The sequence below is a fragment of the Aeromonas sp. FDAARGOS 1403 genome (genome assembly GCF_019047325.1).
GTDB lineage: Bacteria > Pseudomonadota > Gammaproteobacteria > Enterobacterales > Aeromonadaceae > Aeromonas > Aeromonas dhakensis.
The window spans coordinates 2,247,054-2,262,421 of sequence record NZ_CP077249.1; the positions used below are offsets into that span (position 1 = coordinate 2,247,054).

A 15,368-nucleotide genomic window follows, 5' to 3' on the forward strand; every position below is an offset into this window, starting at 1 on the left:
CCGTTCGGGCCGTATTTTAACAAGTTTTACTATTTTGCGGGGATAAAGGATTGCGCCACCTGATGCTACTGCTGGTCGCGCTCGGAATGGTGGGTTGTGCCTCGGCACCCCAGCCCGAGGTCGCGAGCAAGATCGAAGTTTCCATGATGGAACCCGTAATTGAACCGGAAGCTTCACAAACCCCAGATGTAAACGAAATCCTGACTGTATACAAAGAGTGGCGCGGCGTTCCTTACCGCATGGGAGGCAGCAGCCAGCGCGGCATCGATTGTTCCGCCTTTGCCCGTGAAGTATTCCGCAACGCTGTCGGCATCGAACTTCCCCGTGATACCCGCTCCCAGGTCCATGAAGGCACCCGAGTCTCCAAGCAGGATCTGGTCGAAGGTGACCTGGTCTTCTTCAAAATCAATCGCCGCCTCAATCACGTCGGCATCTATGTGGGCAATGGCGAGTTCATCCACGCCTCCACCCGGGCCGGGGTAACCCGTTCCAAGCTCGACAGCTCTTACTGGCGCAGCAAGTTCTGGCAGGCACGCCGGATCGACATCTGAGTCAGGCTGGACAAACGGCTCGCAGTACGGACTGTTTTTCCAACCTCACTTGAACCGGGCTCCCGCAGCCCGGTTTTTTATGGCCGCGATTTAGACTTTCGGGGGCCGAATCACTATAGTGTGGGCCCGTTTTTTCCCCGGCAGGCCCAGCATGAAGACCCGTTCAGACCATAAATCCGGATTGCACCCGCGCAATCGCCACCAGGCTCCCTACGACTTTGCCGCGCTCTGCCTGCGCACTCCCGAGCTGCAGCCCTTCGTCTTCGTCAATCCCTACGGCGCCACCACCATCGACTTTGCCGACCCCGCCGCCGTCAAGGCGCTGAACAAGGCCCTGCTGGCGTTGCATTACGGCATCCTGCACTGGGATCTGCCCGCCGGCTATCTCTGTCCGCCCATTCCCGGGCGGGTGGACTATCTGCACAGAGTGGCCGACCTGCTGGCCGAGAGCGCGGGCAAGGTGCCGACCGGCAAGGGCGTGCGGGTGCTGGATGTCGGGGTGGGGGCGAACTGCATCTACCCCCTGCTGGGTGCCCGCGAATATGGCTGGCGCTTCGTCGGCTCCGACATCGACCCAGTGTCGGTCAAGGCTGCCTCTCTGCTGGCCAACAGCAATGGGCTGGGCAGCCAGATCGAGTGCCGCCTGCAGGGCAGGGCCGGCGACATCTTTCAGGGCATAGTGGCGCCGCGAGAGCGTTTTGCGCTGACCCTCTGCAACCCTCCCTTTCACGCGTCGCTGGCGGAGGCGAGCAAGGGGACGGAGCGCAAGCTGCGCAATCTGGGCAAGGAGGTCAAGGACAAGCCGGTGCTCAACTTCGGCGGCCAGAAGGCCGAGCTCTGGTGCGAAGGGGGAGAGGCCGCCTTTCTGGCCGCGATGATCAACCAGAGCCTGGCCTTTGCCGAACAGTGCCTCTGGTTCAGCTCGCTGGTATCGAAAAAGGAGAATCTGCCGGCGGCGAAGAAGGCGCTGACCCGGGTCGGTGCTCGTCAGGTGCGGGTGCTCGAGATGGCGCAGGGCAACAAGGTGAGCCGGGTGCTGGCCTGGACCTTCTTCGATGAGGCAGGGTGCCGCGAGTGGTGGTCTGCAGCGCGCTGATCTCCACACAGGCCCGTGACGGGCCTTTTTCATCTCAATGCCAACATGATCGGATAAAAAACAGGCAATCGTTTTCTTCGTTGGTTCATCATGCTGTTATGTAGCTATCCTGTAGTGATTTTTGCCTTGGTACAGCTGTACGCCGAGATTTTTTTGCACTTTCAGCTGTAACTTTAATAAAATAGGACTGGTTAGACCTCTTTACAGGCTTTGAATCGAATAGGGATCGGTACATGAAAGTTGTCGATTTTCTGAAGCGCAAGCGCGAAATTCTGGCGCAGCACCCCTTTGAGCTCAAGGATTGGCTCTCCCCGGCTATCCGCGACTACTGGCGTGAGTTTCAGCAAAAGGCACACCTCCACCCTCTGCTGGGGCGAGTGCTGGATTTGCAGAGCGACAGCCAGTCCATGCAGCAGCAGCAGGGCGCGGCCCAGGCCGTCAACGGCCAGCCCGTGCCACCGCAAGAGTCGATCATCGAACTCGACGGTGAGGCGGCTACCCTGTTTGCCACCTTGCAGGCGCGTATCGGTGAAGAAACCCACGTGGGCGAATGGCTGCATGTCAGCCAGCAGATGATCGATCAGTTTGCCGCCGTGACCGGGGATCATCAGTGGATCCACACCAACCCCGAGCGTGCCGCCGCCGAGTCGCCGTTCAAGACCACCATTGCGCACGGCTTCCTGACCCTGGCCCTGCTGCCGCAGCTGACCGGCTCGGTAGACGAGGCCAATCCGGAGTTTCCGACCGCCCGCATGGTGGTGAACTTCGGTCTCGATCAGGTTCGTTTCCCGTACCCCATCAAGGTGGACAGCAACATCCGCGCGCGCACCAAGCTGGCTCGGGTTACCCCGATCAAGGGTGGGTTGGAGCTGCTCAAGGAGATCAAGGTGGAGATCGAGGGGGTACGTCGCCCCGGCTGCGTCATCGAGTCTGTCACCCGACTCTACTTCTAGGCCGCGGCTCACCCCCAGCCTTGCCAAAAATCAGGCCCACCTAGGTGGGCCTGATTTTTTTGTGGCTGCTGGGTCATCGGTGATCGGCCTGGCTCAGAAACTGGCTCCCAGAGTGAGCAGATGGCGCCACTCTCTGCCGTTATTCAGCTCTAAGCCCGGGATATTGATACGATTATCTTCCCAGTCGAGCTCGCTTGACCAGGAGAGGCGCAGGTGATCGTTGAAGTAGTAGCGCATCCCCAGGCTGCCCTGCACCGCCTGCTCCCGGGTGAAATAGGGTGAGGGTTGGTCCAGATAGCGCTTGTAGCCGCCCTTGCTGAACAGCTCCAGTTGCTCCGACCAGAGCGCAACGGGTTGACGATAATCCCAGCCAAGGCCCAGCAGGGGATAGTTGATGATCCTGTCGTTGAACAGGCCGATGATAAAGAGGGTGTTGATGTCATCCGGTCTGAAGTAGGAGCGCTCCAGCCCGGCTTGGCCGATCAGCTCCAGCCGCCGCCGCTTGTCGTTCCAGAACCGGTAACCAGGGCCGGTCACATAACCCACATCCATGTATTCGGGGTTCAGCATCTGGTATTGAAAGTCGATGGCGGAGCGCAGAAACCAGCGCTGGTCGAAGAAGAAGTCCAGCATGGGCTTGAGTCGATACTCGTGGCTGTTGGTGACGTTGTTGGCGGTCTCGTAGATGTACTCCCCGTCCAGCGTATAACGCCAGTCGAGGTTGGCCACCTCGGTGGATGCCTTCAGGTTGACGTTGTTGGTCTTCTTGTCGCTGTGCTTGAGCTTGACGTTCAGATCGCCGCTGCCGCTCCACAGCCAGGCTTTCGGGTCATCCGGCGTCAGGGCGAGCAGGGTAATGCCGCTCTTGACGGTTGGTTTCGGCTTGTCCTGCTTCTCGATGCGCCAGCGCTTGACCGCCTCGCGCTTGACGGTGACGGGCTCACTGTAAGGGAGCGCGATGCGCACCTCCTCGTCACCTATCTCCTCTATGGTGCCGGTCAGCCGGTCACCGTTGTCCATCCAGAGGATGTCGGCCAGAGCCGCCGGGCTCAGCAGCAGGGCAAGCAGGCAAAAAACGCGGTAGCTCATGAAGATCCTCGTGAACATGGTTGGCTATCAGCCGCTGACGGGACGGGGAATGCCGTTCTTGCTGTTGAGCACACTGGCGGCCTTGTCCCCGTCGACTTCCGGCCTGGCGATGAAGGCCTGTGCCTCGGCGGAGAGGATCAGCGGGGCGCCCTGCTCCAGCTCCAGTTCGGTGCGAGAGAGGGGAGAGTGAACCTCCAGCCAGTGGCGGCCATCCGGCTCGATGGCGGTCTTGACCGGCTGGTTGATCACCCGCACCTGAGTGCCGACGGGGACAATCTTGAACAGGGCCTCGATGTCGTCAGGGCGCAGTCGAATGCAGCCGGCACTGACCCGCAGGCCGACGCCGAAATCCTTGTTGGTGCCGTGGATGAGATAGTCCCGCTTGCCATAGCCAAGGCGCATGGCGAACTTGCCGAGGGGGTTGTCGGGGCCGGGCGGCACGACCGCCGGCAGGGTGATCCCTTTTTGTTCCAGCCAGGATTTGCGCACCATGGGGCCGGGCACCCAGGTCGGATTGGGGTTCTTGGCAATGATGGTGGTGGTCATTTCGGGGGTCTCCCGCCCTATGTCACCGATGCCGATGGGCAGCACCATCACCTCGTTCTTGCCCTTGGGGAAATAGTAGAGGCGCAGCTCCGGCAGATTGATCACTATGCCTTCGCGGGGCACGTCCGGCAGCAGCATCTGGGTCGGCAGAGTCAGCCGGGTGCCCGGTTTGGGCAAATAGGGGTCGACCCCCGGATTGGCTTCCAGCAGCGCCAAAAAACCAATCTGGGTGTGCTTGCCGATGAGCTCGAGATGTTCATCTGGCTGGACTATGTAGTCCTCCAGCTCGCCGATCAGGCGGCTGCCTGCCGGGGGCAGCGGATAGGTGGTAGCCAGGGCCGGAGCCGTCAGCAGGCTGGCGGTCAGCGCCAGCAATGAGAGGGTTCGTGCGATGAACATGTACTTCCTGTCTGATTGGATGAGGGGCCGCACCGCGACCTCCTAGGAAAAAGGGGGAAATTGTCAGTCAAATGCGCGCCGATTGCCAGCCTGGCCGACTAGGGTTGCAGCCGGGTCCCTGCACGACAATCCGTCATGTTGACCCTGTCTTGCCTGTTTTTAATGCAAAGCCAAGCCATCTGCAATGAGCAGAGGAACGCTGACGGGAGAGGGGGTGGCGGTTCAGCGCCATCGAATGCACGAGATGCAATGCAGGGGGCTGATCGCCCTGGCTTGGGCACCAATACCGGGAGCGACAGGCTCGGACGCCTGCTTGCCAGACATGCACTCACTTGCTGGTTTTGTGTGCAGTCGTTTGATCTTTAAAGAGATTCAAGTTGATTTCCAGAGGCGGCTCCGGTAACAATGAAGCCCCGTGGAGAGATGCCGGAGTGGCCGAACGGGATTGACTCGAAATCAATTGTGGCAGCAATGCCACCCAGGGTTCGAATCCCTGTCTCTCCGCCATCTTCAAGGCCCAACCTGTCTGACAGGTTGGGCTTTTTCATTTTGTGATTTTTATAGTACGCCATTAGAAGGTGCTCCCGAACCCCGCCCCTGATTCATAGACTGTTGCCTCCCTGCACCTCTGTCCGCCTCCATTGCGTCCATGTTGGCAATGGAGGAAGCCGTCAGACCGATGCTGAGACAGAGTCCCAGCAGGGCCAGCGTTGCTGGCATCCTGACATTGGGATGGTGAAAGTCCACCTGGGTCAGATAGCAGAGTGCGGCCGCAGAGATTGCCAGCGATGAGCTGGCGACGGTGCGCAGGCTACAGAGGTTGAAGAGGTAACCCGCGCTCGGGCCGCCCACGGCGGCTGCGGCCATGATGGGGATGATGAACATGCCGGCTTGTAGTGGCGTGTTGCCCAGCACGTATTGCAGCGCCTGCGCCAGGGTCAGCTCGACCCCCGTCAGGGCGCCGAGGATAAGCAGCAGCGCCTGGCCCAATCCCCATCTACCCGACGTCGTCCGTTCGATTGGCGGCAATAGGATGAATACCAGCGGCGCGACCAACAGCATGACCGGGACATAGATAAAAAAGGTCGATCCCCGTCAGTAGTGGGCCAGCCGCACTCCGCCGATCAACGGCCCGAGGACCGTCCCGCAACCCTAACTGTTTCCCACTGGCCCAGCGCAATGGCACGCTCATTTTCCTCTTGGAAGGTGCGACGTATGGTGCCCAGCACGCAGGGCATGATCATCGCGCCCACCAGGGCCAGCAGCCCCTGTGCATTGGTGAGCATGGCTGGCGTCGGCGCAAAGGTGGCCAACAGGGAAGCCATCCCGAAGATGGCAAGCCCGGTCGGTGAGCAGCACACGCCGGTTGCCGATACGATCCGCCAGAGTGCCCATGGCCACCAGCAGTCCCGGCATCAGCAGCGGATAGATGTCGATGATCCACAGTACTTCGGTAGCGGATGCACCGAGGGCCTGGGTCAGCGAAGGTACGGCAATGTGCAATATGGTCATGTCGATGACTACCGGCAAGAAGGCCAGGAGGACCAGCCAGCGGCGTTGAGTGTCAGAAAACATGGCGTGGCTCCTCCGTAATGGTGGGTGAATGAGGGCTGGCAACGCAGACCTCAACCAGAGCTGTCTGGCGGCCCTCGTTCAGGCCGCACAACAGGCTCAGGGGGCAAAGCCTGGCCATTATTGCTCTCCCCATTGCTGAGCACGCCGGGCCAGCCAGACCTGCAGGCGCTCCTGCGCCCCGATGATGAAGACAAAGAAGACCGGCACGAAGAAGATGGCCAGCAGGGTGCCGCTGATCATGCCGCCGAACACGCCGGTGCCGATGGCATGCTGGGTCTCCGCGCTGGCGCCGCTGGCGAGCATCAGCGGCACCACGCCGAGGGTGAAGGCGAGCGACGTCATCAAGATGGGGCGCAGACGCAGGCGTGCGGCGGTCACCGCGGCATCAAGCAGCGTGCGACCCTCGGTGTGCAACTGGCGCGCAAACTCCACGATGAGGATGGCGTTCTTGGCCGACAGCCCGATGATGGTGATCATGCCCACCTTGAAGAAGACGTCGTTGGGCATGCCGCGCAGCATCACTGCCGCCACGGCACCGAGCAGGCCCAGGGGGACCACCAGCATCACGGAGAGCGGGATGGACCAGCTCTCGTAGAGCGCGGCCAGCACCAGGAAGACCACCAGCGCCGACAGCAGCATCAGCATGGGGGCCTGGGCCGCCGACTGGCGCTCCTGCAGCGACTGCCCCGTCCAGGCCAGGGCAAAGCCTGGCGGCAGCTGTGCCACCAGACGCTCCATTTCCGCCATCGCGGCGCCGCTGGAAACCCCGGGGGCGGCACTCCCGGAGAGACGCACGGCGGGGAAGCCCTCAAAGCGCATCATCTGCTGCGGCGACTGGCGCCAGGTCGGCGTCACCACCTCCCGCAGGGGCACCATGCCGCCGCTGGCATTGCGCACCCGCAGGCCGAGTACGTCATCGAGCTGCATGCGCGCCTTGGCGTCGGCTTGCAGGATGACCTGCTGCATGTGCCCGCCGTTAGGGAAGTCGTTGATATAGAGCGACCCCATCGCCGCCGACAGGGTGCTGCTCACGCTGGTGAACGAGAGTCCCATGGCCTCGGCCTTCTGCCGGTTGATCTCGAGGTGAATGCTCTCGCCGGGGGGCAGGCTGTCCGGATAGACATCGCTCACCACCTCGCTTTGGGCGGCCAGTGCCAGCAGCTGCGCCTGGGCGGCCAGCAGCGCGGCTTCCCCCTGGTTGGCCCTGTCCTGCAGGAAGAGCGTGAAACCCGAAGAGGTGCCCAGTTCGTCGATGGCGGGCGGCAGCAGGCTCATCACGGTGCCTTCCTTGCTGTTGGCCATGGCGGCCTGTGCCAGCTCTGCCTCTTCGGCAGCCGTGGCACCATGACGCTGGTCCCAGTCTTTGAGCATGGTGAAGGCCATGGCCGCATTGGGGCCGGCGCCGGAGAAGCTGAAGCCCTGCACCACCAGGTTGGTGTCCAGCGCCTCGCGAGAGGCCACATGGGCCTCGAACTCCTTGATGACGGCCAGGGTGCGCTCGCTGGTGGCGCCGGTCGGCAGCTGGATGGAGGTCATGAAGTAGCCCTGATCCTCGTCCGGCAGGAAAGAGGAGGGTAGCTGGGCGGCGGCGATGGCCAGCACGGCGCAGAGGGCGATGAAGGCCGCCATCATGCGTCCGCTGCGCCCGACCAGCCGGGTGACCCGAACGCCGTAGCCTGCGGTGAGCCGCTCGACGCCCCGGTTGAAGGCACCGAAGACGCCGCGCTTCTCATGGTGATCCGGGCTGACCGGGCGCAGCAAGGTGGCGCAGAGTGCGGGCGTCAGGGTCAGGGCGAGGAAGGCCGAAATGAGGATCGACACCGCCATCGACAGGGTGAACTGCTGGTAGATGACCCCCACGGAGCCGCTGCCGAACGCCATGGGGATGAACACCGCCGTGAGCACCAGGGTGATGCCGATCACCGCCCCGGTGATCTCCTTCATGGCCCGCGATGTCGCCTCACGGGGCGAGAGCCCCTGGGTGGCCATCAGGCGCTCGACGTTCTCCACCACCACGATGGCGTCGTCGACTATGATGCCGATGGCCAGCACCATGCCGAACATGGTCAGGGAGTTGATGGAAAAGCCGGCGAGCAGCATCACCGCGAAGGTGCCGAGCAGGGCGATGGGGGCGACGATGGCCGGGATCAGGGTGTAGCGCAGGTTCTGCAGGAAGAGAAACATCACCAGGAACACCAGCACCATGGCTTCCAACAGGGTGTGGATCACCTTGTCGATGGAGACCTTGACGAAGGGGGCCGAGTCGAACGGGATGGAGTAAGCCATGCCCGCCGGCAGGGTGGGGGCGAGCTGGGCGAGACGGGTGCGCACCGCATCGGCGGTGCGCACGGCGTTGGCACCGGGGGAGAGCTGGATGGCGGCGCTGGTGGCGGCCACGCCGTTCTCGCGGTTGGCAAAGGCGTAGGATTGTGCCCCCAGCTCGACCCGGGCGACATCACCCAGCACCAGCTTGGCGCCATCAGTACCGGCTCGCAGCACGATGGCGGCGAACGCCTCGGGGGTCGTCAGTTGGCCCTCTACCGTGAGGGGGACCGTCAGGCGCTGCCCCGGCGGGGCGGGTTCGTCGCCGAGGCGCCCAGGCGCTATCTGCACGTTCTGCTGCTCGATGGCCTGCGCCACCTCGCTGATGGTCAGCCCGTAGGCGGCGAGCTTGCCCGGATCCACCCAGATGCGCATGGCCTGCTCGGCGCCGAACAGCTGCACCCGTCCCACCCCGTCGATGCGGCGCAGCTCCTGCACAATATTGCGCGCCATGTAGTCGTTCAGCGCTACCTCATCGAAGCGGCCATCCGGTGAGGTCATGCCGACCATCATCAGAAAGCCGGACGAGGCGGACTCCACCTGCAGGCCATTTTGCCGCACCGCCTGTGGCAAGCGAGGCTCGACCCCCTTGATGCGGTTCTGCACGTCCATCTGGGCCAGCTCGGGGTCGGTGCCCGGCTTGAAGGTGGCGGTGATCTGCGCGCTGCCCGAGGCGTCCACCGACGACTCGAAGTAGAGCAGGTTCTTGACCCCCGACAGCTCGCGCTCGATAAGGCTCACCACCGCATCGTTCAGGGTCTGTGGCGTGGCGCCCGGATAGGTGGCATAGAGGGTCACCGACACCGGCGCCACCGAGGGATAGCGGGAGATGGGCAACTTGGGAATGGCGATGACCCCCGCCAGCACGATGAAGAGGGCGATCACCCAGGCAAACACCGGGCGATGAATGAAAAACTGCGGCATGAAAACGTCTCCGATTCAGCGGGTGTGGGTGCCGGCTTACTGGCCGGCAACAAGGGGCTGCCAGGGATGGGCAATGACTTGCGCCCCCGGTGTCAGGCGGTCGATCCCCTCGATCACCACCCGTTGTCCGGCGCTGAGCCCGGATACGATGCGGTACTGGCGCGCCACCAGCTCACCGGTTGTGACAGCTATTTGCTGTGCCTGCCCCTGGTCATCCACCACCCACACGCTGGTCTGGCCCGATGTACGCACCACCGCCTGCTGAGGCACGCTCAGGGCGTTGGCATAGTGAGCCCGGGGAATGCGCGCCTGCACGTAGAGGCCGGGCAACAGGCGCCGCTCCGGGTTGTCCACCAGCACCCGCAGCAGTACGTCACCGGTACCGGCATCCACCTCGATGCCGGAGAAGAGGATGTGCCCCTGCATGCCGAGCGGCTTGCCATTGCTGCCGAGGATCTCCACCGTCAGTTCAGGCGCCGTCGACCCTGCCTGCTGGCGCAGGGCTTCCAGTACCGAGGCAGGTTGGCGCACATCGACGTAGACCTGATCGATCTGCTGGATCCTGGCCATGGGGGTGGTATCGGTGGGTGACACCAGGGCTCCTTCGCTCACCAGCGCCTGATCGATGCGCCCGGCGATGGGAGCCTCCACGCTGGCAAATTGCAGGTTCAGCTGGTGCCGGGCCAGGGTCGCCCTGGCCTGAGCCACGTCGGCGGCAGCCTGATCCCGCTGGGAGACGGCGTCGTCATAGGTCTGGCGGCTGATGGCCTCGGTGCGCAGCAGCGGCACCAGACGGTCAATCTGGATGCGGGCACGGGCCAGCACGGCCTCGGCCCGCTGCAATGCGGCGGCGGCGCTGTCGACATCCGCCTTGAAGGGGGCCGGGTTTATCTGGAACAACACGGTGCCTGCGCCGATTTCGGCGCCCTGCTCGAACAGGCGGCGCTGCACTATGCCGCTTATCTGGGCGCGAATTTCGGCGCTGCGCACCGCGGCCACCCTGGCGGGTAGATCCTCGCTGATGACCAGCTCCTGCCCTGCCAGCGTCATCACCGACACCTGAGGGGGGGCCGGCGTGTCTTGCGCTTGCGGCACCCCATCGCAACCCGCCAACCCGAATACGGCAATGACGGCGAGCAGAGCGCCCGCATACCGCTGTCTGACAAACATCATATTCACCTCGTTAAACCGTCTCCCCGGCATGGTGTTGCTGCGAGAGCACATCGAGCGGGCATTATGGAGAGGGGCTATTGCGAATGATTCGAGGCTTTGTGGAGAATCCATGGAGGCGGTGATAAAGTTCAAACCCACCATTTTCGAGGCCGACCATGTCGTATCTTCCTGCCTCCGCCAGCCCGGCGGCCCAGTCACTGGTACTGATTGCAGAGGATGAAGCCGAGATCGCCGAGATCCTCGCCGCTTACCTGCAACGCCACGGATTGCGCACTTTGCATGCCGCCGATGGCCGCGTAGCCCTGGCCATGCACCAGACATGCAAACCCGATCTCCTGCTGCTGGATGTGCAGATGCCGCAGCTCGACGGCTGGCAGGTGCTCAGCGAGATCCGGGCCCGTGGCGACACGCCGGTGATCATGCTGACCGCCCTGGATCAGGACCTCGACAAGCTGATGGGGCTGCGCATGGGGGCGGATGACTATGTGGTCAAACCCTTCAACCCGGCCGAAGTGGTGGCCCGGGTGCAGGCGGTGCTCAGACGCAGCCAGGTTGCAAAACAGGCCACGTCCCGGGTGCTGCGGGTCGGCCCCTTCCAGATCGATCTGGAGAGCCACGAGGCCAGCCTTTGCCGCGATGAGGGGCAACTGGTGCTGGATCTGACCCTGACCGAGTTCAAGTTGCTCGCCTCCCTGATGCGGGCGCCGAAACGGGTGTTCAGCCGCGCCGAACTGCTGACCCACTGCCTGCCCGAGGGGGATACCCAGGAGCGCACGGTGGACAGCCACATCAGCAAGCTGCGCAAGAAGCTGGAGGCGCACGGCATCCAGGGGGTGCCCGCCAGTGTCTGGGGCGTAGGCTATCGCTTCGGGGGCGATGCATGACATCGGCCCCCGGCCTGCGCAGGCAGATCATCCGCTCCCTGGGGCTGATGGCGCTTGGCATCATCTCCCTCGCGGTGATCGGCACCTATGTGTTCTACGCCATTGCCGTGACCTATGTGCCTGGCAGCATCTCCGAGAGCTGGATACCCTCCAGGGTCGAGATGCTCTGGATAGGCTCGACCATTCTGATTGCATTGGGGATGGCGCTGTACGTGGCGGTTCGCCTCTCTCGGCGCATCCTGACCCCGCTCAATTCGGTCGCGAACAGCCTGCGCGAGGTGGCAGAGGGCAAACTCGATGCGCGCGTGCCGCTGGATGAACAGGCAATTGGGGAGACGGCGCAACTGGTGCGGGACTTCAACACCATGGCCGAACGGCTGCAGAGCATGACCCGCGAGCGGGAGTTCTGGAATGCCGCCATCGCCCACGAATTGCGCACCCCGGTGACCATCTTGCGCGGCCGCTTGCAGGGGCTGGCCGAAGGGGTATTTCCGCCAGAGCGTGAACTCTTCGAAGGCTTGCTGCGTCAAGTGGAGGGGTTGACCCACCTGATCGAAGACTTGCGGGTGCTCAGTCTCAACGACAGCGGCCATCTGGAGTTGCAACGAGAGGAGAGCAGGTTGGCAGACGAGCTTGCCGTGGTGCTCGAGGCGTTTGCCGCCTCTCTGGCCGCGAGCGGTTTCACCCTTAAGCGGGAGCTCGATGCCGAACTCCTTGTTTGTTGCGATGCACTTCGCATCCGTCAGGCTCTGATGGCGCTGCTGGAGAATGCCCAGAAGCATGGGGTGCCGGGCCTGCTGACCGTGCGTCTGCATCGCTCGGGCACCCTGTGCGTCCTGAGCGTGGAAGACGAGGGGCCCGGCATCAGCGAGGAGGTCGCCGCCCAGATCTTCGAGGCGTTTCGCCGGGGGGACCCGTCACGTTCGCGCAAGAGTGGCGGCAGCGGGCTCGGACTCGCCGTGGTCAAGGCCATTGCCGAGGCCCACGGCGGCAGTGTGGTTTGCCAACCAACCGAACGTGGCGGAACGACATTCACGCTCTCCTGGCCAATCTAGGCCAACAGCCTGCCAGCAAGAGAGGCTATTTTCCCTTCTCATGGTGATGGGGTTGAGGCATGCGATGGGGGGCGTGTAGTCACGGGAACGACAACGGGATCAAATATGAGGCCCAAGCTGCCAGCCAGCTTGGGCCTTTCTCTTTTGTAACGCTTGCCGGTTTGTTACCCGGCAGGGCGTGTCAGGGCTGGCATGCCGGTGGCAGGGGCAGAGCGCCACTGCCAGGGTCTTGTCACGGCGTTACATGCTGGAGAAGACATTCATGATCACCCCGCCCGAGATGATCAGCGCCATCGCCAGGATGGCGGGCAGATCCGGCTTTTGCTTGTAGAGGAGCATCGAACAGATGGTGACCCCGACGATGCCGAAGCCGCACCAGAGCGAATAGGCCACCCCGACCGGAATGGTGCTCATGGCGCGGGTGAGGGCGAAGTAGCACAGGCTGTAGGCGCAGACGACCAGTATGGATGGCCCCAGTCTGCTGAAACCGTTGGTCTTCTTGATCATCGAGGTGCCGGTGATCTCAGAGCCGATAGAGAGCGCCAGCCATAAAAATCCGAAATTAAACATGGGTCATTCCTTTTGCGTCAGTTGGCGATGTTGTTGTTCATGGGGGGAGTGAGCGGCTCGGCGGAGGCATCGGCGCCCTCTTCGCTGCCCATCTTGGAGAACAGGTTCATGATGACGATGCCGCTGGCGATGACGGCCATGCCGATCATGGCGGCGGTGTCCGGGTGCTGGCCGTAAAACGCCATTCCCAGGGTGGAGACCACCAGAATGCCGGTTCCGGACCAGGTGGCGTAGGCAAGCCCAACGGGAATGTCTTTTACCGCGCGGGAGAGAGAGTAGTAGCAGGTGCAATAGAGCAGCACGAGCAGACCGAGCAGCAGCATCTTGGTGGTTCCTTCACTGCTGCCAAACATCTTGAGGGTGGAGGTGGCCGAGGTTTCGGACACGATCACCAGCAGCATCCATAGCCAACATTTTGTTTTTGAAGACATAAGTTAAACTCCGGGTTTGTTATTTAAGGTAAGGTTGTTTTTCTTTTCTTCTGCTTTTCAAAAAATCGATGGCGGCATCGGTCAGCTGGGCCTCGGCCGTCTGTGCCAGCGCCGGCTCCTTCTCAACATCGCTGACCGTGAGATAACGGCGCGCCGTGCCCGCCGGCACAGGGGCCGCGTCGTTCGCCGGTGCCAGCTTCTCCAGCAGCTCATTCATGGTGCACAGCACCACACCGCTCTCGCCCAGACGGCTGAGCGCCGCCTGCATGTGCCCGGCGTATGGCGCGCTCGGTTGTGCCCCCAGCAGCTGGTTCAGCTCGCTGGCGGGATCGCAGTGATAGCGCAGCGCCAGCACCGGCAAGCCGCTCAGCAGGGCATCGTGCAGCCGCCGGGCGACGGGGCTTTGCAGCGAGCCGCTCAGCAGATCCATCGCCAGCGGGTAGTCGAGAAAGGGCAGCACCAGCGCGCGATAGGGGGTGGGCGGCAGGGCCTGTTGCCAGATGCTGGCCGGCACTGTTTCTCCCAGCGGTTGCCACAGTGCGCCATCCTCGATCTCTGCTGCCAGCGCAAGCTGCAGGGGTAGTCCACAGCCGGCCAGACGATTTCGAATGGCCTGCCGATAGCCCTGGGCCGCGGTCACCATCACCAGCAGTGGCGGCTGCAGGCGCCTGAGCATCTGTTCGACCAGGCGTTCAATCTGTTCGTCGGTCATGGGGATCTCCGTTAGCCGAGCAGCCTGACCTGCGCGCCGTTTTTCAAGCCGGCGGCGTTGGCCTCTTCGGTATCGATGTGAAATTCCAGCGCGAAATCGTCGCGTACCCGCACCACCACCTCATCGAAGGTCAACTGGCGCTCGCCGTCGCTGCGCACACTCACCTTCTGGCCGTGGGTCACGTTCAGCTGGCGAGCGTCGTGTGGCGAGAGGTGGATATGGCGCCAGGCGCAGATCACCTGGGAGCGCAACTCCACGTGGCCGGCGGGGCCGATGAGCAGGGCGCTGCCGGTATTTTCCAGCTGGCCTGACTCACGGACCGGCGCCTTGATGCCGAGGGTGAAGCAGTCGGCGCGGGAGATCTCCAGCTGTGAAACCGGCCGGGTCGGGCCGAGCACCCGTACCCGGGTCAGCGAGCCCTTGGGGCCGACCACGGTGACGCACTCTTCGGCGGCAAACTGGCCCGGCTGGCGCAGCGGTTTGAGCGGCGTCAGGGTGTAGCCCTTGCCGAACAGGGCCTCTACATCCTGTTGTGCTAGGTGAACGTGGCGATTCGAGATGCCGACCGGGATCGCCGGGCTGACCAGGCTCAGACGGGCGGCGATCTTTTGATGCAGCTGGGGATCGATCATGCTTTTTTCCCTTTTCTTGCCGCGCCCTGTCGGTCTTCCGCCTGATCCGCGGCTGGCTGGCTGGCAGGTAGAGTGGCCGGTTCGGTATCGGCACTGCTTTCCGGTGACAGGGCCGGCACAGCGCTTGTTGCGGTAGTCATCTCTTTCTTGGTGCTGGCCGATGCGCGCGGCGGGTAGCCCTTGAGGTTGCTGAGCGCCGCTACCGCGCTTGGCTCCGGACGGGCAATCACTAGGGAATGGACCTGCTGGTCGATGGTGGCGGCCACCGCGACGCCACGCTCGATGGCGGTGTGGATGGCGCTGATCTCCCCTTCGAAGCAGACACTCACCAGCCCAGAGCCCACCTTGCGATAGCCGATGCAGCTGACGCCTGCCGCTTTGCAGGCGGCGTCCACCGCCTGAATGGCGGCGACCCATCCTCGCGTTTCAATTACGCCCAAACTTTTCATCGTCGAC

At 63.1% G+C, this 15,368-nt stretch carries 16 protein-coding genes and 1 tRNA gene; 6 read left to right on the plus strand and 11 right to left on the minus strand.

Annotated features, from left to right (window positions below; all coding sequences use genetic code 11):
• The first annotated feature begins 62 nt into the window (after positions 1 to 62).
• From I6L33_RS10725 to I6L33_RS10735, 3 genes are all read left to right on the plus strand, one after another.
• Positions 63 to 551, plus strand: coding sequence for a C40 family peptidase (locus I6L33_RS10725; protein WP_005298673.1), 489 nt, complete (start codon positions 63 to 65; stop codon positions 549 to 551).
• A 151-nt stretch (positions 552 to 702) separates the two neighbouring features.
• On the plus strand, positions 703 to 1,647 hold the full coding sequence (rlmF, locus tag I6L33_RS10730) for a 23S rRNA (adenine(1618)-N(6))-methyltransferase RlmF (protein ID WP_216974039.1): 945 nt from the start codon (positions 703 to 705) through the stop codon (positions 1,645 to 1,647).
• A 233-nt stretch (positions 1,648 to 1,880) separates the two neighbouring features.
• Entirely contained in the window at positions 1,881 to 2,600 is a 720-nt protein-coding gene (locus I6L33_RS10735; RefSeq protein WP_024943469.1) for a MaoC family dehydratase, read from the plus strand.
• 93 nt (positions 2,601 to 2,693) lie between these two features.
• On the opposite strand, the gene I6L33_RS10740 is transcribed toward I6L33_RS10735, so the two are convergent.
• Together I6L33_RS10740 and I6L33_RS10745 are read right to left on the minus strand one after the other, a co-directional pair.
• On the minus strand, positions 2,694 to 3,689 hold the full coding sequence (locus I6L33_RS10740) for a DUF481 domain-containing protein (protein ID WP_017788508.1): 996 nt from the start codon (positions 3,687 to 3,689) through the stop codon (positions 2,694 to 2,696).
• A 27-nt stretch (positions 3,690 to 3,716) separates the two neighbouring features.
• Positions 3,717 to 4,634, minus strand: a complete 918-nt coding sequence (locus tag I6L33_RS10745) for a L,D-transpeptidase family protein (RefSeq protein WP_017766557.1) — start codon at positions 4,632 to 4,634, stop codon at positions 3,717 to 3,719.
• A gap of 417 nt (positions 4,635 to 5,051) precedes the next feature.
• Between I6L33_RS10745 and I6L33_RS10750 the strand changes: the two genes are divergently transcribed.
• A tRNA-Ser gene (locus I6L33_RS10750) sits at positions 5,052 to 5,141 on the plus strand.
• Between the two features lie 51 nt (positions 5,142 to 5,192).
• Here I6L33_RS10750 and I6L33_RS10755 read toward each other — a convergent pair.
• The 4 genes from I6L33_RS10755 to I6L33_RS10770 form a co-directional block, all read right to left on the minus strand.
• The gene (locus I6L33_RS10755; protein ID WP_197069832.1) at positions 5,193 to 5,624 is read right to left on the minus strand and encodes a hypothetical protein; all 432 of its coding nucleotides are present in this window, start codon (positions 5,622 to 5,624) and stop codon (positions 5,193 to 5,195) included.
• A 198-nt stretch (positions 5,625 to 5,822) separates the two neighbouring features.
• Positions 5,823 to 6,209, minus strand: a complete 387-nt coding sequence (locus I6L33_RS10760) for a hypothetical protein (protein WP_206194334.1) — start codon at positions 6,207 to 6,209, stop codon at positions 5,823 to 5,825.
• A 117-nt stretch (positions 6,210 to 6,326) separates the two neighbouring features.
• A complete protein-coding gene (locus tag I6L33_RS10765) occupies positions 6,327 to 9,455 on the minus strand; it encodes a multidrug efflux RND transporter permease subunit (RefSeq protein WP_216974040.1) in 3,129 nt (1,042 codons plus the stop codon).
• 36 nt (positions 9,456 to 9,491) lie between these two features.
• Positions 9,492 to 10,628 carry an efflux RND transporter periplasmic adaptor subunit gene (locus tag I6L33_RS10770; RefSeq protein WP_026142081.1) on the minus strand — a complete coding sequence of 379 codons (1,137 nt, stop codon included), beginning with the start codon at positions 10,626 to 10,628 and terminating at the stop codon, positions 9,492 to 9,494.
• Positions 10,629 to 10,783: 155 nt separating this feature from the next.
• Here I6L33_RS10770 and I6L33_RS10775 point away from each other — a divergent pair, with 155 nt between their 5' ends.
• Positions 10,784 to 11,512, plus strand: a complete 729-nt coding sequence (locus I6L33_RS10775; protein WP_139723796.1) for a response regulator — start codon at positions 10,784 to 10,786, stop codon at positions 11,510 to 11,512.
• Entirely contained in the window at positions 11,509 to 12,567 is a 1,059-nt protein-coding gene (locus I6L33_RS10780; RefSeq protein WP_126882266.1) for an ATP-binding protein, read from the plus strand. The genes I6L33_RS10775 and I6L33_RS10780 overlap by 4 nt, the downstream gene beginning before the upstream one ends.
• A gap of 240 nt (positions 12,568 to 12,807) precedes the next feature.
• Here the strand turns inward: I6L33_RS10780 and I6L33_RS10785 are convergent, their stop codons facing one another.
• The 5 genes from I6L33_RS10785 to I6L33_RS10805 are packed head-to-tail and all read right to left on the minus strand — an operon-like array spanning position 12,808 to position 15,361.
• Complete coding sequence (locus I6L33_RS10785) at positions 12,808 to 13,137, minus strand: multidrug efflux SMR transporter (protein WP_010634671.1); 330 nt, start codon at positions 13,135 to 13,137, stop codon at positions 12,808 to 12,810.
• Positions 13,138 to 13,154: 17 nt separating this feature from the next.
• Positions 13,155 to 13,568, minus strand: a complete 414-nt coding sequence (locus I6L33_RS10790; RefSeq protein WP_041216747.1) for a multidrug efflux SMR transporter — start codon at positions 13,566 to 13,568, stop codon at positions 13,155 to 13,157.
• Between the two features lie 19 nt (positions 13,569 to 13,587).
• Positions 13,588 to 14,280: a hypothetical protein gene (locus I6L33_RS10795; RefSeq protein WP_024941073.1), complete on the minus strand. Its 693-nt coding sequence runs from the start codon at positions 14,278 to 14,280 to the stop codon at positions 13,588 to 13,590.
• 11 nt (positions 14,281 to 14,291) lie between these two features.
• Positions 14,292 to 14,912: a phosphate propanoyltransferase gene (locus I6L33_RS10800; RefSeq protein WP_024941072.1), complete on the minus strand. Its 621-nt coding sequence runs from the start codon at positions 14,910 to 14,912 to the stop codon at positions 14,292 to 14,294.
• The gene (locus tag I6L33_RS10805) at positions 14,909 to 15,361 is read right to left on the minus strand and encodes a BMC domain-containing protein (RefSeq protein ID WP_024941071.1); all 453 of its coding nucleotides are present in this window, start codon (positions 15,359 to 15,361) and stop codon (positions 14,909 to 14,911) included. Before I6L33_RS10805 ends, I6L33_RS10800 begins: the two co-directional genes overlap by 4 nt.
• Positions 15,362 to 15,368 lie beyond the last annotated feature (7 nt).